Here is a 26,548-nt window from a genome sequence, read left to right as displayed (position 1 = left end):
GAGTTTCGATGCTGAAAACCATCAAGGCCCGGATGCGGGCGTCGTGGCTGGCGGGCCTGGTCTGCGTGCTGGGCGTGGCCGGGCTGAACGCGGCCCTGCTCTGGCTGGTCGAGAGCCGGCTGGGAGGCGCGCAGGGTGCGGGAGAGGCCACGGCCATGCTGGGTCTGGCCATGCGGATCAATCTGGGCGTCGGAGCCGCCATGGTGGTGGGCGTGGTCGTCGGCGTCCTCTATTTCGAGGGCCTGATCGTCGGGGCGCTGGGCCGCATGTCGGCGGCGATGCGACGGCTGGCCGCGGCCGACTACGAGGTCGAGATTCCCGGGGCCGACCGCCAGGACGAGATCGGCGAGATGGCCCGCAGCATGGCGGTCTTCCGCGAAAACGGCCTGGCCCGTGCGCGGCTGGAGGCCGAGGCCCAGGCGATGCACCAGGAGGTCGACCGGCGGCTGAAGGAGACCGAGGCCGCGTTCGAGGCCGCCGGCCGTGACCAGAAGCGGGTGGTGGAGGCCATGGCCCGGGAACTTTCCAAACTGGCCGACGGCGACCTTTCGGCCCGCCTGGAGGCGGAGGTGGCGGCCGAATACGCCCAACTTCGGGAAGACTTCAACGCCGCGGTCGGGCGGCTGGCGGCGGTGGTCGGCTCGATCGCCGCGGCGGCCCAGGAAATCCGCTCCGGCTCGGGCGAGATCGCGCATGCGGCCGACGACCTCTCACGCCGCACCGAGCAGCAGGCGGCCAGTCTGGAAGAGACCGCCGCAGCGCTGGATGAAATCACGGCTGGGGTGAAGCGCACCGCCCAGGGCGCCAATCAGGCCGACGCCACGGCCGCCGCCGCCCGGGGCGAGGCCGAGCGCAGCGGCGCGGTGGTGGACCACGCCGTCCAGGCCATGGGCGAGATCGCCAATTCCGCCGGCCGCATCGGCCAGATCATCGGCGTGATCGACGAGATCGCCTTCCAGACCAACCTGCTGGCGCTCAACGCCGGCGTGGAAGCCGCCCGCGCCGGCGAGTCCGGCAAGGGGTTCGCCGTCGTCGCCTCCGAGGTGCGGGCGCTGGCCCAACGGTCGTCCTCGGCCGCCCAGGAGATTCGCGAACTGATCGCCGATTCCAGCCGCCAGGTGGATCGCGGCGTGGAGCTGGTGGGTCAGGCCGGCGAGGCGCTGTCCGGCATCGTCGGCAAGGTCGGCGAGGTTTCGGCCCTGGTGGCGGAGATCGCCGCCTCGGCCGCCGAGCAGTCGGTGGGCCTGGCCCAGGTGAACACCGCCGTCACCCAGATGGACGAATTCACCCAGCAGAATGCGGCCATGGTCGAGGAGGCCACCGCCGCCACTCAAGCCCTGACGCGGGAAGCGGCCGAGCTGGCCAAGCGCGTCGCCCAGTTCCGGCTGGCCAAGGGCGAGGGAAATCCTGTCCACGCGGCCCAGGCCCGCCTGGCCTCGGCTGCACCGAACCTGCGGGCCGTCTAGCCCCGGTCGGCGGCGGGCGCCTGTTCCCCCGGCAAGGGCAGGCGCAACCGGTAGACGCCCTTGAAGCTGTTGGGATCGGCCGGCTTGCCGTGGCGGGTGATGACGATCCGCCCCTGACGGGCGAGGCCGATGGCCGTGGCGCGGACATGCCCTGTCAGCCGGCGCCAGTTCTCATTGTCGGCGGCGCGCGCCACCTCTTCCGAGGAGGCGGACTTGCCCGGCGGCAGTGCGCCCAGCACGTCCAGGATCACGGTTTCCATATCGACGCTCATGCGCGGAGGATCCTCGTATTCTTACTCAGCGGATGAACCGCAACTCGATCGGAAGGCCAAGATCGGCCCAGGGCCGGTCGGCGGTGAGAAGCGGCCAGCCGCGATCCAGGGCGAGGGCAAGGTCATCCGCCCCGCTTCAGCGTCTCCCGCGCGATGACCACCTGCTGGACCTGGCTGGTGCCTTCGTAGATCCGGAAGATACGGACGTCGCGGTAGAAGCGCTCGATCCCGTGGTCGGCCACATAGCCGGAGCCGCCGAAGATCTGCACCGCCCGGTCCGCCACCCGGCCGACCATCTCCGAGGCGAAGTACTTGGCGGCGGCGGCTTCCATGGTGACGCTCTGGCCCGCGTCGCGCTTGCGCGCCGTCTCCATCGTCAGCGCCTTGGCGGCGAGGGACTCGGTCTTGGAGTCGGCGATCATCCCCTGGACCAGCTGGAACTGGCTGATCGCCTGGCCGAACTGCTTGCGCTCGGAGGCATAGGCCACGCTGTCGGCGATCAGCCGTTCGGCCACGCCGACGCAGACGGCGGAGATGTGCAGACGGCCGCGGTCCAGCACCTGCATGGCCACCTTGAAGCCTTCGCCCTCGGCGCCCAGGCGGTTCTCCGCCGGCACCCGGACGTTGTCGAAGATCACGTCGCAGATGTGGGCGCCCTGCTGGCCCATCTTCTTCTCAGGTTTCCCCACCGAGAGACCGGGAAGGTCCCGCTCCACCAGGAAGGCCGACACCCCGCCGCCGCCGGGCTTGGACGGATCGGTGCGGGCCATGACGGTGAAGAGGTGGGCCTTGTTGGCGTTGGTGATGAACCGCTTGGAGCCGTTCAGCACGTAATGATCGCCATCGCGCACGGCGCGGGTCTGGACATTGGCGCTGTCGGAGCCCGCCTCCGGTTCGGTAAGGGCGAAGGAGGTGATGATCTCGCCGGTGGCGATGCCGGGCAGGTACTTGGCCTTCTGCTCAGGCGTCCCGAACATCACCAGGCCCTGGCTGCCGATGCCGACATTGGTGCCGAAGGCCGAGCGGAAGGCCGGGCTGGTGCGGCCGAGCTCGACGGCCACCAGGCACTCCTCCTCCATCGAGAGGTCTAGGCCGCCATATTCTCCCGGGATCGAGAGGCCATAGAGACCCAGTTCCCGCATCTCCGCCAGCACGTCGTCGGGAATGGCGTCATCCTCGGCGACCTTGGCCTCAAGCGGGCGCAGGCGTTCGGAGACGAACCGGCGGACGGTGTCGATCAGCTGTTCGCGGGTCTCGAGGTCGAGGGCCATCAGTCATTCTCGTCTTTGCAGGCCGGCGCATCGGCCGAGGGTTCGTAGAAGCCGGAGGCCACGACCGCAATGATCGGATCGGGCCAGGTTTCGAAAGCCGCGCCGCCCGCGGCGATCGGACAGACCGCCAGCCGCTTGCGCATCAGCTGGCCGCCCCGCAGGGCGACGATCTCCGCCTCGAAGGCGACGGGGCGGGCGAGCGCGTTCCAGATCTTCATCATCGACTGGCGCTTTTCGGGCGCGGCGTCGAGCGCCACGGCCAACCGCCCGGGCCGTATCCCCTTGAAGACGTCGGCGGCGCCGGCCGGCGCCGCGCGGTCGATGCGGCCGGTCTCCACCGCCGAAAGCGTCGGGCGGTTCTCGGCGTCGAACTCGACCACGGCGCGCTGGCCCGACATCACCTGCACGGCGCCGTCCTCCAGCTTGGTCCGGGGATCGAGGCCGGCGGCCTGCAGGGCGCGGATCAGGGGCGGCGGCTCGGCCTCGGCCGGCGGACTCGCACCCTCGGCCTGCCCCACGGCAAACGCGGCGAGGAGGGCGAACACCGAAATCACAGGCCATGCTCCGGTGAGCTGGTCCGGAAACCGCCGACCCGATACCTGCTTCGGCCTTGCATCCACACTCTCCGGCGCCTAGTTCGCCTCAGCCGGCGCGCGCGATCCGGCGGCAAACTAGAGTTCGAGAGCCCCGCGGAAAAGCCTTCCGGAGGGGAAAGACAACAGGGGGCGGCATGGACGGCGGCGATCATCAGGTTACGGGCTGGCGGCACGAGATCGTCAAGGACGGCGAGTGGGCCGGCTGGGTGCTCTATGGGAACGATCCTTTCGAGGAGCACGCAGGCCCCTTCTACTATCGCGAGGACGGGCGGGGTCGCCGGGTCTGCGCCATGCGCGCCGAGCGCAAGCACATGAACGGCGGCGGGTTCATGCACGGCGGCGCCCTGATGACCTTCGCCGACTATTGCCTGTTCGTGATCGCCCGCGATGCGCTTTCCGACACCCACAGCGTCACCGCCACCTTCAACAGCGAGTTCGTGGGGGCGGTCCCTGAGGGCTCGCTGGTGGAATGCACCGGCGAGGTGGTGCGCAACGCCCGCAGCATGGTCTTCGTCCGCGGCCTGATGACGGCGAACGGCGAGCCGGTGCTCAGCTTCTCCGCCACGCTGAAGAAGACGCGGCCGAGGGCCTGACGGGAATGGCGCGGCTCGAACCCCTGCGACGCGAGGACCTGCCGGCGGTCATGGCGATCGAGCGCCTGCCGGGTTACGAGGTCTTCGTCGGCCGGTTCGAGCTGGCCGAGCACGAGGCGGAGCTCGCCTCGCCGGACGCGCGCTACCTGGCCTGGCGGGAAGGCGAGACCTTGGCCGGCTTCGTCATCCTGCAGGAGTTCCGGCAGCCGACGGTGCTGCTGCGCCGGATCGCCGTGGCCGAACCCGGGCGGGGAACCGGCAGGCGGCTGTTCAGAGCCGCCGTGGATTGGGTATTCGCCGACACAGCGGCCGAGGCGGTCAAGCTGCACGTGCGCATCGCCAACGCCCGCGCGCGCCACATCTATGTGCGTGAGGGCTTCGCCCCCTACGACGCGGACGAGACGGGCGAGCGGCTGTCGGTCGATCGCCGCCGCTGGATCGAGCTGCATCCGCGATGAGCTTCGTCCTTTCCGTTCTGGATCTATCGCCGGTCTCGGGTGCGGACAGCCAGGCCCAGGCCGTGCGCGACACCCTGGAAGTGGCCAAGGCGGCCGAGCGGCTCGGCTATCATCGCTTCTGGCTGGCCGAACACCACAATATAGAGACCCTCTCCTCGCCCTCGCCGGAGATCCTGATCGCGGCCCTGACCCAGGTGACGAACACCATCCGCCTGGGATCCGGCGGGGTGATGCTGGTGAACTACTCGCCGCTGAAGGTGGCCGAGGTGTTCATGGAGCTGGAGGCCCTGGCGCCCGGGCGGATCGACCTGGGCGTGGGCCGCGCCCTGGGAGCCGATCAGCGCACCGGCGGCGCACTGCGTTCTGCGGGTTCGGAGGCCTTCCCGCACTATTTCGCCCTGCTCAGCGCCTGGCTGTTGGACGCCGCCGGCGTCGAACCGATCGGCCCGGAGCATCCCGCCCACGACATCCACGCCAATCCGGCGGGTCCTTCGCACCCGGACCTCTTCATGCTGACCTCCTCGCCGGAGAGCGCCGACTTCGCGGGCCAAGCCGGCGTCGGTATGGTGTTCGCCGAGTTCATCGCGCGCGCCGAGGGCGGTCCGGCTGTGGCCGCCTATAGACGCGCCTTCGAACCCTCGGTGTTCCGCAGCGCGCCGTGGGCAGGCGTGGCCACCATCGCCCTGGCGGCCGAAACGGCCGAGGAGGCCGAACGCCTGGCGGCGCCCATGCGGGCCTCCAACCTCGCCACCCTCACCGGCCACCGGCGGCGGTTCACGTCGATCCCGGAGGCCCAGGCATACCTGGCCGAGCACGCGGGCAGCCCGCTGCTGGACGCCGTGCTCGCCCGCGCCATCGTCGGCGAAGCGGCGGATGTGCGTGGGCGCCTTGCACAGAAAGCCCGCGACACCGGCGCCGACGAAGTCTTCGTCATGGCGGTGGGCCCCACCCTGGAAACTCGGATCCGCTCGCTGGAGCTGATCAAGGACCGGTGAATAGGCCGCCTCAATCCGCCCGTCGCAACTCGATCCGGATCGTCCGGTAGACGCTGCGCGACGCCTTCCGGTCGCCGGCCACCACGGTGCGGTAAGGGCCTTCTTTCTCGTCGAGCTTCTGGCCGTCGACCGTATCGGCCAGGATCACCGTTCCTTCGTGGAAGTCCTTGTCCACCTCGGCGAGCGCATAGACCGCCAGGAACCCGTCGTCGCCGATGGCGGCCACATAGTTGCGCATGGCTTCGGCATGCAGGCGCGCGCCGGCCGGGGCGCCGACCTCGCGCAGCAGGTAGACGAGCAAGGGGCCCTCGTAGGTCCGATCCTTGCCGCCCAGGGGAATGGTCGCTTGAGCCCGCGGCAGGTCCGCCAACGCCTGCGGCGTGAACACCTTGGTGCGGCCGTCGAGGCCAACCACCGTCACCTCCTGCGCCGCGGCCGCAAGCGGCGCCAGGGCCAGGACGGCGGCCAACAGGGCCTTGCGCATGGGAGCCTTCCTATCGTTCGAACAGTTCGCGTGGCAGGGCGCCGACCAGGGCCGCGGTCATGCAGGTGGCCAGGAAGCCGGCCACCAGCGCCTTCCAGACCATGCCGATGATCTCGGCGCGGCGATCGGGCATCAGCACGCCCATGCCGGTGACGGTGATCCCTACCGAGCCGACATTGGCGAAGCCGCAGAGCGCATAGGTCAGGATCATCCGCGTGCGCTCGCTCATTTCCGCGGCGGGCACGGCGCCCAGCTGGATGAAGGCGATGAACTCGGTCAGCATCAGCTTCACGCCCAGGAGGTATCCGGCCCGCGAGGCCTCTTCCCAGTGCACCCCCAGCGCCCAGGCGAGCGGTGCGAAGACCATGCCCAGGACGCGCTCGATCGTGATCGGCTCCCCATAGACCGGCGGCAGCATGGAGAGCAGGCCGTTGCCGATGGCGACGAAGGCCACGAAGACGATCAGGATGGCGGAGATGTTCAGCACCACCGACAAGCCGTCCATCGTGCCCTTGGAGATGGCGTCGATGGAGGAGTCGTACTTCAGCAGCGAGCCGTAATCGGCGTAGTAGCCGCCTTGCCCCGGCTTTTCCGGCACCATGATCCGCGCGAGCAGGATGCCCGCAGGCGCGGAGATGATCGAGGCCACCAGCACGTGGGCGGCGGCGTTCGGCAGCACCGGCCGCAGGATGGTGGCGTAGGCCACCATGGTCGAGCCGGCGACGGTGGCCAGCCCGACCACCATCATCAGGAACAGCTCCGAGCGGGTCAGCTTGTCCAGATAGGCTCGGATGACGATCGGGCTCTCGATCATGCCCAAGAAGATGTTGGCCGCCACCGCCAGGGCCGAAGCGCCCCCCAGGCCCATGGTGCGCTGGAAGAGGATGCCGAAACCGCGCGTGATCCACTTCAGGATCTTCCAGTGCCACAGCAGGGCCGAAAGGGCGGAGATGACCAGGATCAGCGGCAGGACCTGGAAGGCGAAGACGAACAGCGCCCCCTGGTTGGTCACCTGATAGGGTTGCTCCCCGCCGCCCATGTAGCCGAACACGAACTGGGTGCCCTGGGCGGTGGCCGCAGCGAGGCCGTCCACCCCGCGATTGACGCCCTCGATCACCCCTTGAGCGGCCGGCAGGCCGAACAGCAGCAGGATCAGGCCCACCTGCACGCCGAGCGCGCCGAGCGCCAGCCGCCAGGGGAACCGCCGCCGGCTCTCCGAGAGCCCCCAACAGACCAGAAGCACGAAGGCCAGGCCTGCCAGGCTCTGGGCGTTCTCAGGACGGAACATGCGAAATAGGCCCCCGCGGCGCGGGACTCGCGCCGCCTTTTCGTAAACGGCACTTCAATACCGAGCCTGGGGGCGAGGCAAGCGGGCGCCGCGCCGCGGGCGACGCAGCGGCCGCCCTTGACGAGGAAAGCAGCGCCGCCTATTTGATTGTGTACAATTTAATAGGAGAAAATCAAATGCCCGCTCTCTACGCCACCCGGGCCCGCGCCGTCGGCGGCCGCGCCGGCCATGTGGAAACCCCCGACGGCCTGCTCGCGGTCGATCTCGCTCCACCAAAGGAATTGGGCGGACCTGGCGGCGCGACCAATCCGGAACAGCTGTTCGCCGCCGGCTACGCGGCCTGTTTCGAGAATGCGGTGCGCTTCATCGCCCGCCAGCAGAAGATCCCGCTTTCTGACGCCGCCGTGACCGCCACGGTGGAGCTGCACCCTCGCGAAGGCGGCGGGTTCCAGCTGGGCGTGGCGCTGGAGACGGAGACCAGGGGCCTGGATCAGGCCGCCGCCGAGGCCCTGGTTGCGGCCGCGCACCAGGTCTGCCCCTATTCCAACGCCGTTCGCGGCAACATCGACGTTGGGATCACCGTAAGGGCGCAATGAACGCCGTTAGATCGAAGAGCCTGCAGGACGAGGCCCTGCGCCTGGAGAACCAGCTCTGCTTCGCCCTCTATGCGGCGAGCGGGCTGGTCACCCGGGCCTACCGCCCGCTGCTGGAACCGCTGGGCCTGACCTATCCGCAGTACCTGGTCATGCTGGTGCTGTGGGAGCGCGGTTCCGCCACGGTGGGCGAACTGGGCGAGGCGCTGGAGCTCGACTCCGGCACCCTCACCCCGCTCCTGAAAAGGATGGAGACGGCGGGCCTGGTCGCCCGCCGCCGCGATCCGGCCGACGAGCGCCGGGTGATTGTTGACCTCACCGAGGCCGGATCGGCGTTGAAGGCGAGGGCGGCGGAGGTGCCCGCCGCCCTGGCCTGCAAGCTCGCCCTGCCGCTGGAAGACCTGGCCGCCCTCCGCGCCGGGTTGCAGGACCTGGCGCGGCGGATGAAGTAGGGCCGAAGCCCTACTTCCGCGTCAGCTCGCGAACCAGGGCGGTCTGGCCATAGACCTTCGACAGCGCCTCTGTCGCCGCGGCGGTGGAGACCACCACCGTGCGGTTCAGGGTCCCGTCATAGCCGTAGGCGCCGCCCAGCGAGTGGATGTTGCCGTCGAAGGCCGCGCCCAGCACCTCGCCCCGGGCGTTTAGCACCGGCGAGCCCGAATTCCCGCCGATGATGTCGTTGGTGGTGACGAAGTTGTAGACCGTCTCCGGGTTCAGCTTGTCCTGAGCCGCGATCCAGCGCGAGGCGAGCTCGTAGGGCTCGGCGCCCGTCGCCCGTTCGTAGAGGCCGGCGAAGTTGGTGGTCGCCGGCACGGTCACCCCGCGATGGCTCCAGCCTTCGACCTTCCCGTAGGACAGCCGCAGGGTGAAGGTGGCGTCGGGATAGACCGCATCGCCATAGACGCCGAAGCGGGCGCGGGCGATACGCTCGGCCGCCGCGTCGGTCGGGCCTGAGACCTCCGCCTCCCAGGCCTTGCGCACGGCGCGCGCGGCCGGGTCGTTGCGCAGGACCAGCTGGATCATCGGGTCGTCGGAGGCCTCGATGGCCGCCTTGCCGCCTTCCCACAGGGCGCGGCGGACCGCCGGATCGGCGAGTTTGCTGCCGGCCACGGCGCGGGCCGCCAGGCCTTCAGGGCTCTCCTTGCCGAGCAAGGTCTTCACCGCCGGATGATCGGTGGTGAGGTATTCCCGCGTCTTCGAAAGCCAGAAGGCGAGATAGACCTCCTCCAGGGCCGGATCGACGGGCTTTTCGTCGAACAGCCGCTTCTCCACCAAAGGCAGGCGCGTGTCGCCGAACTCCGGCAGGCGCTCGGCGGAAACCTTGGCCCGCTCCTCGCCGCCGCGCACCAGGGTGCGGGCGTAGTCGTAGAGCAGCGAATATTGGCCTGCCGCGGACTCGAGCTGGCGCCAGGCGACGAAATGGTTGGCGTAGGCGGCCTGGGCGGCGGCGATCTCGCTCCAAGGATCGCCGATGTCGGCGGCGAGGGACGCATTCGCCGCGACTTTGGCCTTCAGCTCGGCCTCCTGGGCGCGCTTGGCGTCCATGAACGCCTTGTCGTTCAGAGCGAACTGCCGGCCGAAGAAGACCTTGAAGGAGTTCTCGATCCCGAACAGCGGATCGGTGGCGATGCGCTTGTGCTCCGGGCTCTCCTCCGAGAACCGGATCAGCCGACCGCGCATCTCGGAGCGCTGAAGCTGGCCGACGGGGATGGCGAGATCGCGCAGGGTTTCCAGCTGGGCGACGGTCAGCATCCGGTCGGTGGAGCCGGGATTGCCGGAGACGAACACCGCCTCACCTTCCTGTGGCGCGCGCGAGACCCAGGTCAGGTGCTGGGGCGTGGCCACCGGCCGCTCGCCCTCGTAGAGGCGAAGGAAGGCCATATCGAGGTTGTAGCGGGGGAAGTTGAAGTTGTCCGGATCGCCGCCGAAGAACGCGGTGGCGAGCTCCGGCGCGAAGACCAGCCGGACGTCGGAGTACTTGCGGTACTTGTAGAGCTTGAACTGGCCGCCGCGATAGAGGCTGACCGTCTGGCAGCGGAAGCGGTCGTCGCCGGCGCAGGCTCGGGACTCCGCCGCCGCCTGGGCGGCGTCGCGGGCGCGGACGAAGTCCTGGCCGGCCTTGCCGGCGCTGGCGGCCTTGATCTCGTCGGTCACATCGTCGATCGAGACCAGCACCTCGGCCTGCATGCCCGGGCACTTGCGCTCTTCCGCCCGGCCGGCGGTGAGGAACCCGTCCTTCACATAGTCGGTCTGACCGGACGAGAGATCCTGCACGCATTCGACCACGCAGTGGTGGTTGGTCAGGACGAGACCCTGCGGCGAGACCAGCGAGGCCGAGCAGCCGGTGGTCAGCCGCACGGAGGCGGCCTGGACGCGGTCCAGCCACTTCTGGTCGAGCTTCAGCCCGTAGGCGGCGTTGACGCGGGCCAGGGGGAAGTTGTCGAAGGTCCACATGCCTTCGTCGGCGAAGGCGGGGCCGGCGGACACGGCCAAGGCGGCGGCCAGCGCAAGCGCCCGGCCGGACTTCGAGTGCGTCATTACGAAAACCTAATGAGGAGCGCGCGGCGCCCGGAAACGTAACTCCTGTAACCAGTTGCGCGACGTGTGACCAGGGGCCGCGCCCCGCCTTACGGCGATTTAACTGGCCCCTGGAGGCCCGCCCCCGCACATCCTTGCGGCGCTGGAGGGAACCTATGTCGCTGGCCTTGGCCACCCTGATCTATGAATGGCGCCGCTATCTGGCGGCGGTGATCGCGCTCGCCTTTTCCGGGCTGCTGATCCTCGCCCAGGTGGGCATGTTCACCGGCATCGTGAAGGCGGCCACGGCCACCATCGACCGCAGCCGGGCCGATATCATGATCCTGCCGGCGAAGTCCGAAAGCCTGATCAATTCCGGCCCCTCGGGCCTGCCCCAGCGGATCCAGCCTCAGATCTACCTGCACCCCGAAGTGGTGGAGGTGGCGAGCTTCGACGGCGCCGGCGCCCGCTGGTCCAACGACCCCAAGCCTGGCCAGAAGCAGGTCTCCACCTTCGTCCAGATCAACATGGTCGACACCCGGCCCGACGCCGTGACCCTGCCGGTCGACTATTCGGAAGAGGTGCGGCTGGCGCTGATGGAGCCCTATGCGGTCGCCATCGACCGCACCGCCCTGGCCCGCCTCGGCGTCAAGGTCGGCGACCACGCGGCCCTCAACGGAAAGACCGTCAAGGTCCGCGCCGTGCTGGACGGCTATCCGGACATCAACAACGCCTCTGTGACCATGTCGCGCGACACCCTGCGCCTGCTGGGCATGGGGCAGAAGGGCGCCAAGACCGGGCCGCTGATGGTGCGTGTGAAGGACCCAACCCGGGCGGCGACGGTGCGCGACCAGCTCAACGCCAACGCCGGCGGGGCCTATCGCGCCTGGACGCGGGCCGAGCTGGCGCAAGCCAACCAGGGCGCCCTGCTGAAGGAGCAGATCATCGGGGTCTTCCTCGGCTTCTCGGTCTTCCTCGGCTTCCTGATCGGGGTCGGGATCACCTCCCAGACCCTGCGCGGGGCGATCCTGGCCAACATCAAGGAGTTCGCCTCGCTCCGGGCGCTGGGCGTTTCCATGGGGTCGCTGCGGGTCATCGTGCTGGAGCTGGCCTTCTGGATCGGCGTGGTCGGGCTGGGCGCCACCGCCCTCTTCACCTTCCTGGTCTTCCTGCTGGCCAAGAGCGGCGGCGTGCCCATGGGCTTCCCCGTCGGCTGGGTGGTCACGGTCGCCATCCTGCTGATGATCATTTCGCTCGCCTCCGGCCTGATGGCCCTGGGCATCCTGAAGAAGAGCCAGCCTGCGGACCTGCTGCGATGAACGGCAAAGCCATCGACGCCCGGGGCGTGACCAAGCGGTTCAAGACCGGCCGCACCTACATCGAGGTGTTGAAAGGCGTGGATTTCGACGCCCTGCACGGCGACCTGACCATGGTCATGGGACCCTCCGGATCGGGCAAGTCGACCCTGGTCGCCACTCTTTCGGGCCTCCTGAAGCCCGACGCCGGATCGGTGAACGCCATGGGCGAGGATCTGTGGTCCATGCGGCCGGGCAAGATCGACCGCTTCCGACTGGACCACTGCGGCTTCATCTTCCAGGGCTTCAACCTGTTCTCGGCGCTCACCGCCGTGCAGCAGGTGGCGACCATCCTGAAGTACAAGGGCTATACGCCCGCCGAAGCCAAGGCCCGCGCCGCCGTGGCCCTGGAGGAGGTCGGCCTGGGCGCGCGCCTGAACCAGCGGCCTTCCGAGCTTTCCGGCGGCGAGAAACAGCGGGTGGCCATCGCCCGCGCCCTCGCCAAGGACCCTCAGCTGATCTTCGCCGACGAGCCGACCAGCGCGCTCGACGGCGAGAACGGCCAGGTGGTCATCAAGCTTCTGCAGCGGGCGGCGAAGCAGCACGGCGCGGCGGTCATCTGCGTGACCCACGACCCGCGCCTGGAAGCCTACGCCGACCGCGTCATCCACATCGAAGACGGCCGCATCCTGGACGACCGGCGCACCGCGCCTGCGCCCGCCCCGGAGGCCGCCCGCCAACCCGAGCTCGTCGGAGCCTGAGCCATGTTCGCTTTCGTCAGATCCCACCGCATCAAGCTGATCGTCCTGGCCGTCCTGGTCGTGGGCGGCGGCGGTTTCATGGTCGTCAACGGCCAGGCTCAGGCCAAGAAGGCCGAGGCTGAGAAGGCCGCGGCCGCCAAGGCGCCCAAGAGCCCCTATGTGGCCATCGCCAACGGCAAGGCCGATGTGGAGGGCGGCATCATCCAGGTGGCCGCCCGGCGCGCCGGCGTCGTGCGCGAGGTCCTGGTCCAGGAGGGCGATCGGGTGACCCGCGGCCAGGTTCTGGCGAGACTTGAGGACGACGAGCCGCGGCTGGCGGCCGCCCGCGCCGCGGCGGCCGTAGAGCAGGCGAGGGCCGCCATCGCCCTGACGGAGGTGCAACTCTCCACCGCCCGCCGCGAGCACGAGCGGCTGCAAGGCTTGGCCGGCTCCAACTTTGTGGCCGCCCAGAAGCTGGACGCCGCCGCCGATAGGATCCGGGAAGCCGAGGCCACCCTGCGCGCCCAGCGCGCCGCCGTCGCCACCGCCCAGGCGGCGCTGGAGGAGGCGCGCTACAACCTGGAGCTCACGGCCATCCGCGCCCCGGCCGACGGCCGCATCGCCCGGCGTCACGCCAATCCCGGCGCCGGCGCCTCGACCCTCAACGTCTCGACCATGTTCGATCTGGAGCCGGACGCCCCGCGCATCATCCGCGCCGAGATCGCCGAGGGCTCGCTGGCCAACGTCGCCATCGGACAGGCGGTGCAGATCTCGCCGGAATCCGATCCGGCCAAGACCTATAAGGGCGAGGTCCTGCGCCAGGCGGCCGTCTTCGGCGCCCGCAAGCTGCAGTCCGACGATCCCACCGAACGTACCGACGACCGGGTGGTCGAGGTGGTGGTCAGCGCCGAAGGCGCGCCCTTCCTGGTGGGTCAAAGGGTGCTGGTGAAGTTCCTGCGCGACGGGGCGACCACCCTGGCGGCGCGCTGACTGTTGTAGAAGACAGATCCTCCCCCAGGGCGCAGCGCGATCTGGGGGAGGTGGATCGGCGTACGCAGCACGGCGAGACGGAGGGGGTCGGCGGCGCCGGAGTCAAAGTCCCCCTCACCCGGCTTCGCCGGGAGCTCTCCCAGCAGGGGAGCATCTGTTCGCGTCGCCGCCCCGCTCCGCCCTCTCCGCTTGACGCGCCTTATCCCGCGCCGCACAAACCCGGCCGAAATTCCAAATCTCGTTCGGATGGGAGACTTCGATGGCGGACATCCGCTTTGACGGCAAGGTGGCGATCGTCACGGGCGCGGGCGGCGGCCTGGGCCGGCAGCACGCGCTGGAACTGGCGCGTCGCGGCGCCAAGGTGGTCGTGAACGACCTGGGCGGTTCGGTGGACGGCTCGGGCGGCTCGTCGGCTGCGGCCGACGCCGTGGTGGCCGAGATCAAGGCCGCCGGCGGCGAGGCGATCGCCAACGGCTCTTCCGTCACCGACGACGCGGGCGTGGCCCTCATGGTCAAGCAGGCGATGGACGCCTGGGGCCGCATCGACATCCTGATCGCCAACGCCGGCATTCTGCGCGACAAGTCCTTCTCCAAGATGGACATCGCCGATTTCGAGCTGGTGCTGAACGTCCACCTGATGGGCACGGTGAAGCCCACCAAGGCCGTCTGGGAGATCATGCGCGAGCAGAACTACGGCCGGATCGTGGTCACCACCTCGTCCTCGGGCCTGTACGGCAATTTCGGCCAGTCGAACTACGGCGCGGCCAAGCTCGGCATCATCGGCTTCATGAACACCATCAAGCTCGAGGGCCAGAAGAACAACATCCACATCAACGCCATCAGCCCGGTGGCCGCGACCCGGATGACCGAGAACCTGATGCCGCCCCAGGTGCTGGAGCGCCTGAAGCCGGAATACGTCACGCCCGGCGTGGTCTATCTCGCCTCGGAAGAGGCGCCGACCGGCGCAATCCTCACCGCCGGCGCCGGGGCCTTCGCGCTTTCGCGCATCTACGAGACCGAAGGCGTCTATCTGGGCGAGGGCGGCCTGTCGGTCGAAGAGGTCCGCGACAACTGGGCCAAGATCGAGGACGCCGCAGGCCAGCAAGCCTACAAGACCGGCGGCGAGCAGAGCCAGAAGTTCTTCCGCAAGATGTCCGGCGGCTGAGCGGCTATCCATCGTTGCATGCCAGACGGGCGGCCCTTGCGGCCGCCCGTTTTCGTTTCCGAGATTTCACTTGCCGAGGGATAGGTTATCGCGCGTAACCTGAAAGGAGTCGGGAACGCGCCGATCCAGAAGCGCGACCCCGTCCTCTCGGGAGAAATGAAACTTGACCCAGGCCCAGAAGGCGGCGCGTTCCGGCCCCCTGCCCCTTTCCACCGTCTTCGCCTTCGCCGCCACCAGTCTGCCGATCCAGGCGGTGGTGATCGCGGTGGCCGTCTATCTGCCGCGGCATTACGCCAGCCATCTGGGCATCAGCCTGGCCGCCGTCGGCACGGCCTTCTTCATCGTCCGGATGATCGACATTCCGGTGGATGGCCTTCTGGGCTGGGTCATGGACAAGACCCGCACGCGGTGGGGCCGATACCGGATCTGGACCCTGATCGGGGCGCCGGTGCTGATGGCGTCGATGTATTTCCTGTTCATCCCGCCGGATGGGGTGGGGGTGGGCTACCTGATCTTCTGGGTGCTGATCATGTATCTCGGCACCTCGATCCTGGCGCTTTCGCACGCGGCCTGGGCGGCGACGCTGGCTCCGGCCTATAACGACCGCTCGCGGGTGTTTTCGGTCATGACGGCCGTCGGCGTGCTAGGCGCCGCGTCCGTCCTCGCCATCCCGATCATCAACGAAGCCCGGGGTGCGCCGGACGCCGGCAACGTCGCCACCATGGGCTGGTTCATTTTCGCCATGACGCCGATCGCCGTGGCCCTCGTGGTCTGGCGCACGCCGGAATGGATCGCGCCGGAGGTTCCCGGACATAGCTTCCGCCTTCGGGACTACTGGTCCTTGATCGCCCGCCCGACCATGGCCCGGCTGCTGGCCGCCGACATCTGCCTGGCCCTGGGTCCCGGCTGGATGAGCGCCCTCTACCTCTTCTTCTTCACCGACAGCCGCGGCTTCACCACCGGTGAGTCCAGCATCCTGCTGGCGATCTACATCCTGGCTGGCTTCGCCGGGGCGCCGGCCATGGGACGCCTGGCCATGCGGATATCCAAGCACCGGGCGGTGATGGTGGCGACCACAGGCTACTCGGCGATCCTGGTCTCGCTGATGGCGATCCCCAAGGGAAGCATGCTGGTCGCCGTCTTCCCAATGTTCATGGCCGGATTCCTGGCCGCCGGCTTCAACGTGCTGACCCGGGCCATGACCGCCGACGTGGCCGACGAAGTCCGCCTGGAGCAGGGCAAGGAGCGCTCGGGACTGCTCTACGCCATGACCACCATGACCACGAAGATCGCCGGCGCCTTCTCCATCGGCCTGACCTTCCTGGTGCTCGAGGCGGTGGGCTATGTGGCCAAGGAGGGCGCGACCAATACGCCCGAAGCGATCCGCAACCTGGAGCTCGCCTATCTGATCGGCCCCATCTTCTTCGTGCTGCTCGGCGGCGCCTGCTTCATCGGCTACCGCCTCGGCGCGGTCGAACACGCCGAGATCCGCCGCAAGCTGGACGAGCGCGACGCCCTCTACGACGAGGCCGCGATCGTCGAAAGCGTGACGGCCGAGGCCGCCATCGCCACGCCGCCGTCAGGTCGAGCTTGAGACTAAAATCGTAGTGCAGTCCTTCCCCGCATACCGGGGGTTTCGTCGATTTTTCCGAGCGGCGCCGCCGCCCCTCCATTTTGGACCCGGCCTTTCCCGGGAGAACATTTGAGGCGTTCATGGCTGTTCAGCCCCCAGGGAGCCAAAGGCTTCCCCTGCCCATCGTCCTGTCTTTTGCATCCACAGCGCTGCCCATCGCCGCCATCGCCCTGGTGATGGGAGTCTATCTTCCGCGCTTCTTCGCCGGCCACATCGGGCTGTCGCTGGCGGCGGTGGGGGCGGCCTTCACCATCGTCCGGCTAATGGACATGGCGCTCGACCCGTTGCTCGGCATGGCCATGGACCGCACGCGCTCGCGCATCGGGCGCTACCGCCCCTGGCTGATCGTCGGCACGCCCGTGGTCATGCTGGCCGTCTACATGCTGTTCATGGCCAGCCCGGGCGTCACCGAAGGCTATCTGATCGCCTGGCTGCTGGTCCTCTACATCGGCATTTCAATCCTGACCCTGTCCCAAGCCGCCTGGGGCGCCTCGCTCGCCACCGACTATCACGACCGCAGCCGCGTCTACGGCGTGATCCAGGCGGTGGGGGTCACCGGAGCGGTGCTGATCCTGCTCATGCCCCTGGCCGTCGCCGGCCGGGGCGCGGCGGGCGGGGTCCACGCCATGGGCTGGTTCTGCATCGTCATGCTGCCCGTGACGCTCGCTCTCTGCACCCTGTTCACGCCCGAGCGCGTAGCGCCGACCGGCGCCAAGGAGCGGGTGACGCTTGCGGACTATTGGGCGCTGGTGAAACGGCCCGAAATGCTGCGGCTGATCTTCGCCGACCTGTTCATGGCGCTCGGCCCCGGCACCACTGCGGCGCTCTACCTCTTCTTCTTCCACGATGCCCGCGGCTATTCGGGCCAGCAGACCGGCGTCCTGCTCATCTTCTTCATCGCCGCCGGCCTGGCGGGCGCGATGTTCTGGGGCTGGCTCGCCCAGAAGATCGGCAAGCACCGCGCCATGATCGTCTCGGCGCTCGCCTATGCGGTCAGCCAGTCGGCTCTGATGATCATCCCGCCGGCGACCATGGCGCTGGCCATACCCGGCATGATGTCGGTGGGCTTCGTCTCCTCGGCCTTCATCATGATCGTCCGCGCCATGGTGGCCGACGTGGCCGACGAGGTGCGGCTGGAAACCGGCAAGGAGCGGCTGGGTCTGCTCTACGCGCTGGTGACCACCACCCAGAAGATCGGGGCGGCGATTACGGTGGGGGTGTCGTTCACCGTCCTCGACCTGGTCGGCTACAACGCCGCGGAGGGCGCGCACAACACGCCGGCGGCGATCCATGGGCTGGAGCTCTGCTACGTCTTCGCCCCGATCGTCTTCGTCTTTTTCGGCGGCGCGGCCTTCGTCGGCTGGAAGCTGGACGCCAAACGCCACGCCGAGGTCCGGCGCCAGCTCGACGAGCGCGACGCCCTGGCGGCCGAGAGCGGCCTGCTGGCCGCCGCCAGCGGCGTCGACGTCGCCGGCGCCCGTTAGGTTACAAGCGCCTCCGCCGCGGCCTGGAAGGCCTGGGCGGCGGCGCTCTCGGGCGCGCTTGCGGTCAGAGGGCGGCCCTCGTCGCAGGCCTGGCGCAGCGCCACCTCCAGCGGGATCTCCGCCAGGAGCGGCACGCCCAGCTTCTCCGCTTCCGCCCGCGCCCCGCCGGCGCCGAAGATCGGGATCTTCGTTCCGCTCGAAGGATCGGCGAACCAGGCCATGTTCTCGATCACGCCCAGGATCGGGGTGGCGGTCTTGCAGAACATGGCCGCGGCGCGGCGCGCGTCGATCAGGGCGATCTCCTGCGGGGTGGAGACGATCACCACCCCGTCCAGCTTCATCTTCTGGATCAGCGTGAGCTGGATGTCGCCGGTGCCCGGCGGCAGGTCGACCACCAGCACGTCCAGCGGCTCGGCCTCCGAGCCCCAGGCCACGTCGTGGATCATCTGGCGCACGGCCGACGAGGCCATGGGCCCGCGCCAGATCATCGGCGCGCCTTCGTCCACCAGGAAGCCGATGGACATCACCTTCAGTCCCCAGCCCTCCAGCGGCTGCAGTTTGCCACCGACGAAGGCCGGCTCGCCATCCAGGCCAAGCATGCGTGGCGCCGAGGGGCCATAGACGTCGGCGTCCAGCAGGCCCGCCCTCAGTCCCATGCGCGCGAAGGCGGCGGCCAGGTTGACCGAGACGGTGGACTTGCCCACCCCGCCCTTGCCGCTGGCCACGGCGATCACCCGGCGGACATGGGCGGGGCGTTCCGCAGCCGCGGGCGGGGCCGCCGCGGCCTGGGGATCCTCGGCCACCCGCGCGCCCTTGCGGACCCGGGTGACGCCCGGCGCCGGCGGGGCGGCGGCCGGCGCCTCGCTGGTCAGCACCACCTGGGCGCGCGTCACGCCGGGCACGGCGGCAAGGGCTTGTTCGGCCGCCTTCCGCACAGACGCATACTGGCCCGTCTCGCTCGCCGGGACCTCCAGCATGAAGCCGGCGCGGCCGGGACCTAGGGCCAATCCGCGCACCAGGCCGGCGGCCGCCAGTCCCTTGCCGGACTTCGGGTCCAGGACCCGATCGAGGGCCGCGAGCACCGCGGCGCGGTCTGGAGCTTCAGTGTTCATCGACGCCTTTGTCTTGCTTTGGCCGCCTCGGGGGGTCATATCCGGCGGGAAGCGCCGGTTTACAAGCCCAGCTCGGGCCACACGACGCGGCCGCGCCGACAGACAAACATAACGACGCGACCTGGATGCCTTGGAACGATAACGCAAACCCCGGCCCCTGGGGGTCTCCCTCGCCCAACGACGGCGACCGCGACAGGAACAACCGTCCCGGCCCTCGCCGGCCGCTGGGCGGCGGGCCGCGCGGCCCCCGCGGTCCCGACGACCTGAACGAGACGATCGAGCGTCTCCGCCGTCGGCTGCGCGACTTCTTCAACGGCCCCGGCGGCCAGGGCGTGCGCCCGGGCGCCATAGCCGCCATGGCGGCGGTCGGCTTCGGCCTCTGGGCGCTTTCGGGCTTTTATATCGTCCAGCCCAACGAGCAGGCGGTGGTGATGACCTTCGGCGCCCATACGCGCTCCGAAGGCCCCGGCGTCCGCTATCACTTGCCCGCGCCCATCGAACGCGTGGAGAAGGTGGCGGTGACCAGCCTGAACCGCATCGACGTGGGCGGCTCCAGCAACAATCCGCTTCCCGAAGAAAGCCTGATGCTGACCGGCGATGAGAACATCATCGACCTCGAATTCAGCGTCACCTGGCGGGTGTCCGACGCACCGCGCTTCGTCTTCACCTTGCGGGACCCGGAAGTCTCGGTGAAGGCGGTGGCTGAGAGCGCCATGCGCGAGGTCGTCGGCAAGACGCCGCTGGATATCGTGCTGACGACCGGCCGCGGACAGGTCCAGCGCCAAGCGGCCGAGCTGATGCAGCGCGTGCTGGATTCCTGGGGGGCCGGGGTGAGCGTGGTGGAAGTGCAGATTCGCTCCGCCAACCCGCCGCGAGAAGTCATCGCCGCCTTCCGGGACGTGACCAACGCCGAGCAGGACAAGGAATCGGCGGTCAACGAGGCCAACGCCTACCGCAACCGGGTGGTCAACGAGGCGGAGGGCGATGCGGCCCGCATCATCCAGTCGGCCCAAGGCTATCGCGAACAGGCCGTGCGTGAGGCGACCGGCGACGCCGCCCGCTTCGACCAGATCTATACCGAATACCGCCGCGCCCCCGACGTGACGCGCGAGCGGCTCTATGTCGAGACCATGCAGCGCGTGCTCCAGAATTCGAACAAGGTGATCATCGACGGCAAGGGCGCCAGCGCGCCGATCATCCTGCCGCCCGATGTGTTTCGGCCCCGGGCCGGCGCCGTCGGCCGCGGCGCGCCGGTAGAGGCGCCGGAAACGCAGGTCCAAGCCCAACCCCAGGTCCAGTCCAACGGGGAGGTCCGCCGATGACCCAGCGCCAGATCGTCCTGGCGGTGATCGCGGTCGCGATCCTCGTCGTCCTGTCCCAGACCTTCTTCGTGGTCGGCCAGCGCGAGCAGGCCGTGGTGGTGAACCTCGGCAACCCCGTGCGGGTCATCAACGCCCACCGCGGGCCGCCCAGCCCGGGCCTGAAGGTGAAGGCCCCCTTCATCGAACAGGTGGTGAAGTTCGACAAGCGCAACCTGGCGCTGGAGTCCGCCCAGGAAGAGATCATCGCCGCCGACCAGCGCCGCCTGGTGGTGGACGCCTTCGTTCGCTACCGCATCTCCGACCCGCTGCAGTTCTACCGCACCTTGCGCGACGAACGGACGGCGCAGGACCGGATCGAGCGGCTGGTGAACTCCTCGCTGCGGCAGGTGCTGGGTTCCGCCACGCCCGCCGACATCATCTCCGGCCGGCGCGGCGCCCTGCTGGCCCAGACCACGGCCGACGTGGACGCGCGGGCCAAGGCCTCCCGCTTCGGGATCGACATTGTCGACGTGCGGATCAAGCGCGCCGATTACCCGCCGGAGAACCAGGCCAACGTCTATCGCCGGATGCAGACGGCCCGCCAGCAGCTGGCCGCACAGCACCGCGCCGAGGGCGAGCAGCGCAAGCGCGAGATCATCGCCACCGCCGACCGCGACGTGGCCATCACGCTCGCCACCGCCCGCCAGGAGGCCGAGACCACCCGAGGCGAGGGCGACGCCCTGCGCACGCGGATCTTCGCCGACAGCTTCGGCCGGGATCCCGGCTTCGCGGCCTTTTACCGCTCGATGCAGGCCTATGAGGCGTCGCTGGGTCAGGGGGACACCACCATGGTGCTCTCGCCCGACAGCGCCTTCTTCCGGTATTTCGATCGGGGTCCTTCCGGCCGCTGACGCCCCGTCGGGAACCCGACACCGCCTGCCGCGCTATGTGCCTGCGTGAACCTTGACCGGAGGCGGCATGCGCACCGAACGGATTCTGCTCGCCGCCGCGGGCGTGATCGGCGTCCTGATCCTGATCCTGCTGATCGCGGCGATCGCCCGCGGGGGAGACGACGCGCCGCGCGTGCGCGGGGGCGAGGGCTTCGTGACCGCCGTGGAACGGGGACAGCAGGCCACGGTGATGCTGAGCGTCGCCGGCGCGCCGGGCGGGCCGGACGCCATGCCCATGGGCTCCGGCTTCGTGGTCGACTCCGGCGGCCTGATCGTCACCGCCGCCCACGTCGCCGGCGGCATGCCGGTGGTCAACATCGTCTATATCGACGGCACGGTGGGCCGGGCCGAGCTGGTGCTGGCGGACGAGGCGGCCGACACCGCCGTCTTCCGCACGACGCCGTCCAAGCCGCTGCAGGCCCTTCCGCTGGCCGATTCCAACCGGGTGAAGGCGGGGGAGCCGGTGGTGCTGATGGGCGCGCCCTTCGGCCTCACGGGCACCGCGACCTCGGGCATCGTCTCCACGGTCAACCGTCAGATCGGCATCGGCGGCGCGCCGGACTTCGAGGACGGCGCCTTGCGGGGGCCGGTCCAGGCCTTCATCCAGACCGATGCGGCGCTGACCGCCGGCGGATCCGGCGGGCCGCTGATGAACGCCGGCGGCCAGGTGATCGGCGTGGCGACCGCGCGGGAGTCCCGCGGCGCGCCGGGGGCGGGCCTCGCCTTCGCCATTCCGTCCAATGTGGTGAAGACCGTCCTCGACCGCGCCAAGGCGGTGATGGACGGAACGGCCGCCCCGCCGATGGGCGCCCCGCCTGCCGATCTTCCGGCCGCCCCTAACCAGTCGCCCTGATCAGATCCAAGACCTCGTGGAGGTCCCGGGCGATGCGGATGCAGAGGCTCCGCATCTCCTCGGTCGGGTCGAGCAGGTCGGGCACCATGATCGTCATCATGCCGGCGGCGGCGGCGGCTCGGACGCCGTTGTGGCTGTCTTCCAGCGCCAGGCAGTGCTCGGGCGGCACGCCCAGCGCCTCCGCCGCGGCCAGGTAGGGATCCGACGCCGGCTTGGAGCGCGCATAGTCGCCCGCGGCCTTGATGGCGTGGAAGCGGTCAAGGAGACCGTGGCCGCCCAGGTGATGGTCCACCGCCTCGCGTCCGGACGAGGTGGCGACGCCGCGGGGAATCCCGATCTCGTCGAGCAGGTCGAGGATCTCCAGCACGCCGGCCTTCAGAGCCACGCCGGCGTGGAGCAGGTCGTGAAAGCGGCGCACGGTCTCGATCTTGAACGCCTCGGGATCGAAACGCGGCCCATAGTGGCCCTGCAGGATCTCCGCATTCGCCGGCCATGAGAGCCCGATCAGGCTCCGGAAGAGCTCGTCGGGAAACTCGAGGCCGTCGGCGAGGGCTGCGGCCAACATCGCCTCGCGATAGACCACCTCGGTGTCGACCAGGAGGCCGTCCATGTCGAAGACGACGGCTTTCGGGGGGCGGGGAAGGCTCATGGCCGGGCTTTAGCCGACGCCGCGGCGACGGCGGAAATCAATCCCCGCTTCAATCCGTAACGAACTGATCGGCGCTGTAGCCCTGGAAGTGGAGCAGCGCGGTCAGGTCGGCATGGTCCACCTTGGCGTCGGCCTGGGCCGCGACGATCGGCTTGGCGCGATAGGCCACGCCCAGGCCGGCGGCCTCGATCATCGCCAGGTCGTTGGCCCCGTCGCCCACGGCGAGGGTTTCCGAAGCCTCCAGGCCGAGCGCCGCCGCCTCCTCGCGCAGGGTCGCGAGCTTGGCCTCGCGCCCCAGGATCGGCTCGCCCACCGTCCCCGCCAGCGCCCCGTCGGCCTCGTTCAGCGTGTTGGCCCGCTGCAGGTGGAAGCCGGCCGCCTCGGCCACCCGGCGGGTGAAGAATGTGAAGCCGCCGGAGACCAACACCGCGCGCGCGCCGTTCGCCGCCATGGTCCGCACCAGGGTCCGCGCGCCGGGATTGAGCCGCACCCGCTCCTCATAGGCCCGCGCCAGCACCGAAACCGGCAGGCCCTTCAGCATGGCGACCCGCTCGCGAAGGGCGCCTTCGAAATCGAGCTCTCCGCGCATGGCGCGCTCGGTGATGGCGGCGACCTGTTCTTTCACCCCGGCGAAGTCAGCCAGCTCATCGATGCACTCGCAGCCGATGATGGTGGAATCCATGTCGGCGACCAGCAGACGCTTCTTCCGACCGTTCCAGCCTTGCGCGCAGACATCGAGCGGCCAATCGGCCAGGGCCGCTTCGGCGGCGGCGCGCACGGCGGCGACGTTCTCGGCCTCCACGAGCAGGTCGACCGCGCCTGGGCCGAGCACGCGCGGCTCCTTGACGCGGGCGTGCGCGCCTGCGAGCGCTGGGACAAGTGTCGAGACGGCGGCGGCGGCCGCGTCCGGGTCGGGACCGACGAGGGTGAGAGCGATCTGCATGGAGCCCCGCATCTGGCTGATCGCCGGCCCGACGGCAAGCGGCAAGTCGGCGCTCGCCTTGCGCCTGGCCCAGGCGCGTGAGGCGGAGATCGTCAACGCCGACGCCCTGCAGCTCTATGCCGACCTGCGCATCCTGACCGCCCGCCCCTCGCCCGAGGAGGTGGCGCAAGCGCCGCATCATCTGTTCGGAACCGTGGACGCGGCGGACGGCTGGTCCGTCGGCCGCTGGCTGCGGGCGGCGACGGAGGCCTTGCGGGAGATCGCCGGGCGCGGGCGCGAGGCGGTGGTGGTCGGCGGGACCGGTCTCTATTTCCAGGCTCTGACCGCAGGCTTGGCCGAGATTCCTCCGACGCCTGCAGAGGTGCGGCAGGCGGCGGAGGCGGACTTCGCCGCCCTGGGCGAAGCCCGGTTCCGCACCCGGCTGGCGGAGGGCGACCCTGCGGCGGCTGCGCGCATCGCGCCCGGCGACCGCCAGCGCCTGGTGCGGGCGTGGGAAGTGCTGGCGACCACCGGGATCGCGCTCTCCGACTGGCAGACGCGCACCGAACCGCCCCTGCCGCCCGGAAGCTGGAACGCCGTCGCCCTCGACCCGCCCCGCTCGGCCCTCTACGCCCGCTGCGACGCGCGGCTGGAGGCCATGGTGCACGAGGGGGTGCTGGAGGAAGTGGCCGCACTCGCTGCGCGCCGGCTCTCCCCCGATCTGCCGGCGATGAAGGCGGTAGGCTATCGCGAGTTCGCCGCCCACCTGCGCGGCGAGACCGGCCTGGAGGGGGCGCTGGAAGCCGCCCAGCGCGAGACCCGCCGCTACGCCAAGCGCCAGGCCACCTGGATGCGCGGCCGGATGGCCGGATGGCCCCGCCTCGATGCGGAAAGCCACGAGGGCCAGTGGAGGCAGTTTCTTGCGCTGCACCCCGCCTTGACGCCCTGAGACGGGCATGGCATGAGCCACAGCAACTTGTTTCGGAGAATGCTCGTGCGCGAGATTCTTGTACTCGTAAGGCGACCCGCCGCGGACTGACCCCTGACGTCAGCCGTGAACGGTCGCTCGCACCCAGGCCCCTCGAGGGCCTTTTTTCTTGCCGCCAACCCAGGTCCCGCCCCGATGACCGCCCACCAGACCATCGAAGCCCAAGCCGACGCCGAGACCCTGACCGGCGCGGAGATCGTCGTCCGCGCCCTGATCGACCAGGGTGTGGAGGTGCTGTTCGGCTATCCCGGCGGGGCGGTGCTGCCGATCTACGACGCGCTGTTCTCCGAGCCGCGCCTGCGCCACGTCCTGGTCCGCCACGAGCAGGGCGCCACCCATGCGGCCGAGGGCTACGCCCGCTCCACCGGCAAGCCCGGCGTGGTGCTGGTCACCTCCGGCCCCGGCGCGACCAATGCCGTGACCGGCATCGTCGACGCCCTGATGGACTCCATCCCCCTGGTGGTCATCACCGGCCAGGTCGCCACCCACCTGATCGGCACCGACGCCTTCCAGGAGTGCGACACCATCGGGATCACCCGGCCGGTGACCAAGCACAACTACCTGGTCAAGGACGTGGCCGAACTGCCGCGCGTGATGCACGAGGCGTTCCACATCGCCACCTCCGGCCGCCCGGGTCCGGTGGTCATCGACATTCCCAAGGACGTCCAGTTCGGGCGCGGCGCCTATCGCGGCCCGGCCGAGGTCAAGCACGCCCACGACTATCGCCCGCGGGTGAAGGCCGAGCCGCACAAGATCGCCGAGGCCGCGGCCCTGATCGCCCAGGCGCGGCGGCCGATCCTCTATACCGGCGGCGGGGTCATCAACGCCGGCCCCAAGGCCTCGGAACTGCTGCGCGAGTTCGCCAAACTGACCGGCGCGCCGGTCACCTCCACGCTGATGGGTCTGGGCGCCTTCCCGGCCTCGGACCCTGCCTGGCTCGGGATGGTCGGCATGCACGGCTCGTTCGAGGCCAACAACGCCATGCACGACTGCGACGTCATGGTGGCGGTCGGCGCGCGCTTCGACGATCGGGTCACCGGGCGGCTGGACGCCTTCGCCCCGCATTCGAAGAAGATCCACATCGACATCGACGCGTCGTCGATCTCCAAGAACGTCCGCGCCGACATCGGCATCGTCGGCGACGCCGCCAGCGTGCTGGAGGACCTGATCGCCGCCTGGAAGGATCGCCAGTTCGCCACCGACAAGGCGGCGCTGGACGACTGGTGGCGACAGATCGAGGCTTGGCGCGCGCGTCACTCCTTCCGCTACCGGCCGGACAGCAATCTCATCAAGCCGCAGCACGCCATCCAGCGGCTCTACGAGCTGACCAAGGACCGCGACGTCTATGTCACCACCGAGGTCGGCCAGCACCAGATGTGGGCCGCCCAGTTCTTCCACTTCGACCAGCCGAACCGCTGGATGACCTCCGGCGGCCTCGGCACCATGGGTTACGGCCTGCCGGCGGCGGTGGGCGTGCAGGTGGCGCACCCGGACAGCCTGGTCATCGACATCGCCGGCGACGCCAGCGTCCAGATGACCATGCAGGAGATGTCGACGGCCATTCAGTACGGCCTGCCGATCAAGATCTTCATCCTCAACAACGAATGGATGGGCATGGTGCGCCAGTGGCAGCAGCTGCTGCATGGCGAGCGTTACTCCCACTCCTATTCGGCCAGCCTGCCGGACTTCGTGAAGATGGCCGAGGCCTTCGGGTGCCTCGGCCTGCGCGCCGAGCACCCCGACGAGCTGGACGCCAAGATCCGCGAGATGATCGAATATGACGGCCCGGTGCTGTTCGACTGCCGGGTGACCAAGGAAGAGAACTGCTTCCCCATGATCCCCTCGGGCAAGGCCCACAACGAGATGATCATGGCCGAGGAGGCGCGCGACCTGGGCTCGATCATCGACGACGCGGGCAAGCGGCTGGTCTGAG

The 26,548-nt window shown here is 69.5% G+C and carries 26 protein-coding genes; 17 read left to right on the top strand and 9 right to left on the bottom strand.

Annotated elements, in window-relative coordinates:
* Window positions 1-8: 8 nt before the first annotated feature.
* Complete coding sequence (locus tag ACK41C_RS09795) at window positions 9-1,466, top strand: methyl-accepting chemotaxis protein (RefSeq protein WP_409653238.1); 1,458 nt, start codon at window positions 9-11, stop codon at window positions 1,464-1,466.
* Here the strand turns inward: ACK41C_RS09795 and ACK41C_RS09790 are convergent.
* From ACK41C_RS09790 to ACK41C_RS09780, 3 genes are all read right to left on the bottom strand, one after another.
* The gene (locus tag ACK41C_RS09790) at window positions 1,463-1,738 is read right to left on the bottom strand and encodes a DUF3253 domain-containing protein (RefSeq protein ID WP_409653236.1); all 276 of its coding nucleotides are present in this window, start codon (window positions 1,736-1,738) and stop codon (window positions 1,463-1,465) included. The two genes, ACK41C_RS09795 and ACK41C_RS09790, sit on opposite strands and share 4 nt — an antisense overlap.
* A 122-nt stretch (window positions 1,739-1,860) precedes the next feature.
* Window positions 1,861-3,009 carry an acyl-CoA dehydrogenase family protein gene (locus ACK41C_RS09785; RefSeq protein ID WP_409653234.1) on the bottom strand — a complete coding sequence of 383 codons (1,149 nt, stop codon included), beginning with the start codon at window positions 3,007-3,009 and terminating at the stop codon, window positions 1,861-1,863.
* Window positions 3,009-3,563 (bottom strand): hypothetical protein, encoded by a 555-nt coding sequence (locus tag ACK41C_RS09780; RefSeq protein WP_409653232.1) that lies wholly within the window; start codon window positions 3,561-3,563, stop codon window positions 3,009-3,011. Before ACK41C_RS09780 ends, ACK41C_RS09785 begins: the two co-directional genes overlap by 1 nt.
* A 176-nt stretch (window positions 3,564-3,739) precedes the next feature.
* Here ACK41C_RS09780 and ACK41C_RS09775 point away from each other — a divergent pair, with 176 nt between their 5' ends.
* From ACK41C_RS09775 to ACK41C_RS09765, 3 genes are read left to right on the top strand one after another with little or no spacing between them, the layout of a single operon-like run.
* A complete protein-coding gene (locus tag ACK41C_RS09775; protein WP_409653230.1) occupies window positions 3,740-4,198 on the top strand; it encodes a PaaI family thioesterase in 459 nt (152 codons plus the stop codon).
* A gap of 5 nt (window positions 4,199-4,203) precedes the next feature.
* Complete coding sequence (locus tag ACK41C_RS09770; RefSeq protein ID WP_409653228.1) at window positions 4,204-4,656, top strand: GNAT family N-acetyltransferase; 453 nt, start codon at window positions 4,204-4,206, stop codon at window positions 4,654-4,656.
* Complete coding sequence (locus ACK41C_RS09765) at window positions 4,653-5,651, top strand: MsnO8 family LLM class oxidoreductase (RefSeq protein ID WP_409653226.1); 999 nt, start codon at window positions 4,653-4,655, stop codon at window positions 5,649-5,651. The genes ACK41C_RS09770 and ACK41C_RS09765 overlap by 4 nt, the downstream gene beginning before the upstream one ends.
* 10 nt (window positions 5,652-5,661) lie before the next feature.
* On the opposite strand, the gene ACK41C_RS09760 is transcribed toward ACK41C_RS09765, so the two are convergent.
* Window positions 5,662-6,135 carry a molybdopterin-dependent oxidoreductase gene (locus ACK41C_RS09760; protein WP_409653224.1) on the bottom strand — a complete coding sequence of 158 codons (474 nt, stop codon included), beginning with the start codon at window positions 6,133-6,135 and terminating at the stop codon, window positions 5,662-5,664.
* A gap of 10 nt (window positions 6,136-6,145) precedes the next feature.
* A complete protein-coding gene (locus ACK41C_RS09755; protein WP_409653222.1) occupies window positions 6,146-7,423 on the bottom strand; it encodes a NupC/NupG family nucleoside CNT transporter in 1,278 nt (425 codons plus the stop codon).
* Window positions 7,424-7,599: 176 nt separating this feature from the next.
* On the opposite strand from ACK41C_RS09755, the gene ACK41C_RS09750 reads away from it, so the two are divergent.
* A complete protein-coding gene (locus ACK41C_RS09750; RefSeq protein ID WP_409653221.1) occupies window positions 7,600-8,019 on the top strand; it encodes an organic hydroperoxide resistance protein in 420 nt (139 codons plus the stop codon).
* Window positions 8,020-8,039: 20 nt separating this feature from the next.
* Window positions 8,040-8,468, top strand: coding sequence for a MarR family winged helix-turn-helix transcriptional regulator (locus tag ACK41C_RS09745; RefSeq protein ID WP_409653979.1), 429 nt, complete (start codon window positions 8,040-8,042; stop codon window positions 8,466-8,468).
* Between the two features lie 10 nt (window positions 8,469-8,478).
* Here ACK41C_RS09745 and ACK41C_RS09740 read toward each other — a convergent pair whose 3' ends face one another.
* Entirely contained in the window at window positions 8,479-10,554 is a 2,076-nt protein-coding gene (locus tag ACK41C_RS09740) for a S46 family peptidase (RefSeq protein WP_409653219.1), read from the bottom strand.
* Window positions 10,555-10,709: 155 nt separating this feature from the next.
* Between ACK41C_RS09740 and ACK41C_RS09735 the strand changes: the two genes are divergently transcribed.
* The 6 genes from ACK41C_RS09735 to ACK41C_RS09710 all read left to right on the top strand — a co-directional run bounded on the left by ACK41C_RS09735 (window position 10,710) and on the right by ACK41C_RS09710 (window position 17,840).
* A complete protein-coding gene (locus ACK41C_RS09735; RefSeq protein ID WP_409653217.1) occupies window positions 10,710-11,852 on the top strand; it encodes an ABC transporter permease in 1,143 nt (380 codons plus the stop codon).
* On the top strand, window positions 11,849-12,589 hold the full coding sequence (locus ACK41C_RS09730) for an ABC transporter ATP-binding protein (protein WP_409653215.1): 741 nt from the start codon (window positions 11,849-11,851) through the stop codon (window positions 12,587-12,589). The genes ACK41C_RS09735 and ACK41C_RS09730 overlap by 4 nt, the downstream gene beginning before the upstream one ends.
* A gap of 3 nt (window positions 12,590-12,592) precedes the next feature.
* Complete coding sequence (locus ACK41C_RS09725; RefSeq protein WP_409653213.1) at window positions 12,593-13,558, top strand: HlyD family secretion protein; 966 nt, start codon at window positions 12,593-12,595, stop codon at window positions 13,556-13,558.
* 259 nt (window positions 13,559-13,817) lie between these two features.
* Window positions 13,818-14,723, top strand: coding sequence for an SDR family NAD(P)-dependent oxidoreductase (locus tag ACK41C_RS09720; protein ID WP_409653211.1), 906 nt, complete (start codon window positions 13,818-13,820; stop codon window positions 14,721-14,723).
* Window positions 14,724-14,886: 163 nt separating this feature from the next.
* Window positions 14,887-16,317 carry an MFS transporter gene (locus ACK41C_RS09715; protein WP_409653209.1) on the top strand — a complete coding sequence of 477 codons (1,431 nt, stop codon included), beginning with the start codon at window positions 14,887-14,889 and terminating at the stop codon, window positions 16,315-16,317.
* Between the two features lie 119 nt (window positions 16,318-16,436).
* Window positions 16,437-17,840 (top strand): MFS transporter, encoded by a 1,404-nt coding sequence (locus tag ACK41C_RS09710; protein ID WP_409653207.1) that lies wholly within the window; start codon window positions 16,437-16,439, stop codon window positions 17,838-17,840.
* Here the strand turns inward: ACK41C_RS09710 and ACK41C_RS09705 are convergent.
* Window positions 17,837-18,952 carry an Mrp/NBP35 family ATP-binding protein gene (locus tag ACK41C_RS09705; protein WP_409653205.1) on the bottom strand — a complete coding sequence of 372 codons (1,116 nt, stop codon included), beginning with the start codon at window positions 18,950-18,952 and terminating at the stop codon, window positions 17,837-17,839. The two genes, ACK41C_RS09710 and ACK41C_RS09705, sit on opposite strands and share 4 nt — an antisense overlap.
* A gap of 125 nt (window positions 18,953-19,077) precedes the next feature.
* On the opposite strand from ACK41C_RS09705, the gene hflK reads away from it, so the two are divergent.
* The 3 genes from hflK (at window position 19,078) to ACK41C_RS09690 (ending at window position 22,056) form a co-directional block, all read left to right on the top strand.
* Window positions 19,078-20,274 carry an FtsH protease activity modulator HflK gene (gene hflK / locus ACK41C_RS09700; RefSeq protein WP_409653203.1) on the top strand — a complete coding sequence of 399 codons (1,197 nt, stop codon included), beginning with the start codon at window positions 19,078-19,080 and terminating at the stop codon, window positions 20,272-20,274.
* Window positions 20,271-21,164, top strand: coding sequence for a protease modulator HflC (gene hflC / locus ACK41C_RS09695; protein ID WP_409653201.1), 894 nt, complete (start codon window positions 20,271-20,273; stop codon window positions 21,162-21,164). Before hflK ends, hflC begins: the two co-directional genes overlap by 4 nt.
* Window positions 21,165-21,231: 67 nt before the next feature.
* Complete coding sequence (locus ACK41C_RS09690; protein WP_409653199.1) at window positions 21,232-22,056, top strand: S1C family serine protease; 825 nt, start codon at window positions 21,232-21,234, stop codon at window positions 22,054-22,056.
* Here the strand turns inward: ACK41C_RS09690 and ACK41C_RS09685 are convergent.
* Together ACK41C_RS09685 and serB are read right to left on the bottom strand one after the other, a co-directional pair.
* Window positions 22,040-22,705: an HAD family hydrolase gene (locus tag ACK41C_RS09685; RefSeq protein WP_409653197.1), complete on the bottom strand. Its 666-nt coding sequence runs from the start codon at window positions 22,703-22,705 to the stop codon at window positions 22,040-22,042. The genes ACK41C_RS09690 and ACK41C_RS09685 overlap by 17 nt on opposite strands.
* Before the next feature lie 49 nt (window positions 22,706-22,754).
* Window positions 22,755-23,648 carry a phosphoserine phosphatase SerB gene (serB, locus tag ACK41C_RS09680; protein ID WP_409653195.1) on the bottom strand — a complete coding sequence of 298 codons (894 nt, stop codon included), beginning with the start codon at window positions 23,646-23,648 and terminating at the stop codon, window positions 22,755-22,757.
* Between serB and miaA the strand changes: the two genes are divergently transcribed.
* Together miaA and ACK41C_RS09670 are read left to right on the top strand one after the other, a co-directional pair.
* Window positions 23,647-24,576, top strand: a complete 930-nt coding sequence (miaA, locus tag ACK41C_RS09675) for a tRNA (adenosine(37)-N6)-dimethylallyltransferase MiaA (RefSeq protein WP_409653194.1) — start codon at window positions 23,647-23,649, stop codon at window positions 24,574-24,576. The two genes, serB and miaA, sit on opposite strands and share 2 nt — an antisense overlap.
* A 174-nt stretch (window positions 24,577-24,750) precedes the next feature.
* Window positions 24,751-26,547, top strand: a complete 1,797-nt coding sequence (locus ACK41C_RS09670) for an acetolactate synthase 3 large subunit (RefSeq protein WP_409653193.1) — start codon at window positions 24,751-24,753, stop codon at window positions 26,545-26,547.
* Window position 26,548: the final 1 nt, after the last annotated feature.

The sequence above is a fragment of the Phenylobacterium sp. genome (assembly GCF_046290725.1).
Taxonomy (GTDB): domain Bacteria; phylum Pseudomonadota; class Alphaproteobacteria; order Caulobacterales; family Caulobacteraceae; genus Phenylobacterium.
Note: the sequence above shows the minus strand (reverse complement) of the source record. Positions and strands in the feature narration are given on the sequence as shown.

What these genes read in the sequence shown, in the direction of transcription:
- ACK41C_RS09760 (WP_409653224.1), bottom strand. Translation starts at nt 6,135, where the DNA reads ATGCGCAAGGCCCTGTTGGCCGCCGTCCTGGCCCTGGCGCCGCTTGCG.
- ACK41C_RS09725 (WP_409653213.1), top strand. Translation starts at nt 12,593, where the DNA reads ATGTTCGCTTTCGTCAGATCCCACCGCATCAAGCTGATCGTCCTGGCC.
- ACK41C_RS09720 (WP_409653211.1), top strand. Translation starts at nt 13,818, where the DNA reads ATGGCGGACATCCGCTTTGACGGCAAGGTGGCGATCGTCACGGGCGCG.
- ACK41C_RS09750 (WP_409653221.1), top strand. Translation starts at nt 7,600, where the DNA reads ATGCCCGCTCTCTACGCCACCCGGGCCCGCGCCGTCGGCGGCCGCGCC.
- hflC (WP_409653201.1), top strand. Translation starts at nt 20,271, where the DNA reads ATGACCCAGCGCCAGATCGTCCTGGCGGTGATCGCGGTCGCGATCCTC.
- ACK41C_RS09755 (WP_409653222.1), bottom strand. Translation starts at nt 7,423, where the DNA reads ATGTTCCGTCCTGAGAACGCCCAGAGCCTGGCAGGCCTGGCCTTCGTG.
- miaA (WP_409653194.1), top strand. Translation starts at nt 23,647, where the DNA reads ATGGAGCCCCGCATCTGGCTGATCGCCGGCCCGACGGCAAGCGGCAAG.
- ACK41C_RS09740 (WP_409653219.1), bottom strand. Translation starts at nt 10,554, where the DNA reads ATGACGCACTCGAAGTCCGGCCGGGCGCTTGCGCTGGCCGCCGCCTTG.
- ACK41C_RS09710 (WP_409653207.1), top strand. Translation starts at nt 16,437, where the DNA reads ATGGCTGTTCAGCCCCCAGGGAGCCAAAGGCTTCCCCTGCCCATCGTC.
- ACK41C_RS09790 (WP_409653236.1), bottom strand. Translation starts at nt 1,738, where the DNA reads ATGAGCGTCGATATGGAAACCGTGATCCTGGACGTGCTGGGCGCACTG.
- hflK (WP_409653203.1), top strand. Translation starts at nt 19,078, where the DNA reads ATGCCTTGGAACGATAACGCAAACCCCGGCCCCTGGGGGTCTCCCTCG.
- ACK41C_RS09685 (WP_409653197.1), bottom strand. Translation starts at nt 22,705, where the DNA reads ATGAGCCTTCCCCGCCCCCCGAAAGCCGTCGTCTTCGACATGGACGGC.
- ACK41C_RS09765 (WP_409653226.1), top strand. Translation starts at nt 4,653, where the DNA reads ATGAGCTTCGTCCTTTCCGTTCTGGATCTATCGCCGGTCTCGGGTGCG.
- ACK41C_RS09690 (WP_409653199.1), top strand. Translation starts at nt 21,232, where the DNA reads ATGCGCACCGAACGGATTCTGCTCGCCGCCGCGGGCGTGATCGGCGTC.
- ACK41C_RS09670 (WP_409653193.1), top strand. Translation starts at nt 24,751, where the DNA reads ATGACCGCCCACCAGACCATCGAAGCCCAAGCCGACGCCGAGACCCTG.
- ACK41C_RS09735 (WP_409653217.1), top strand. Translation starts at nt 10,710, where the DNA reads ATGTCGCTGGCCTTGGCCACCCTGATCTATGAATGGCGCCGCTATCTG.
- ACK41C_RS09795 (WP_409653238.1), top strand. Translation starts at nt 9, where the DNA reads ATGCTGAAAACCATCAAGGCCCGGATGCGGGCGTCGTGGCTGGCGGGC.
- ACK41C_RS09770 (WP_409653228.1), top strand. Translation starts at nt 4,204, where the DNA reads ATGGCGCGGCTCGAACCCCTGCGACGCGAGGACCTGCCGGCGGTCATG.
- serB (WP_409653195.1), bottom strand. Translation starts at nt 23,648, where the DNA reads ATGCAGATCGCTCTCACCCTCGTCGGTCCCGACCCGGACGCGGCCGCC.
- ACK41C_RS09775 (WP_409653230.1), top strand. Translation starts at nt 3,740, where the DNA reads ATGGACGGCGGCGATCATCAGGTTACGGGCTGGCGGCACGAGATCGTC.
- ACK41C_RS09785 (WP_409653234.1), bottom strand. Translation starts at nt 3,009, where the DNA reads ATGGCCCTCGACCTCGAGACCCGCGAACAGCTGATCGACACCGTCCGC.
- ACK41C_RS09705 (WP_409653205.1), bottom strand. Translation starts at nt 18,952, where the DNA reads ATGAACACTGAAGCTCCAGACCGCGCCGCGGTGCTCGCGGCCCTCGAT.
- ACK41C_RS09730 (WP_409653215.1), top strand. Translation starts at nt 11,849, where the DNA reads ATGAACGGCAAAGCCATCGACGCCCGGGGCGTGACCAAGCGGTTCAAG.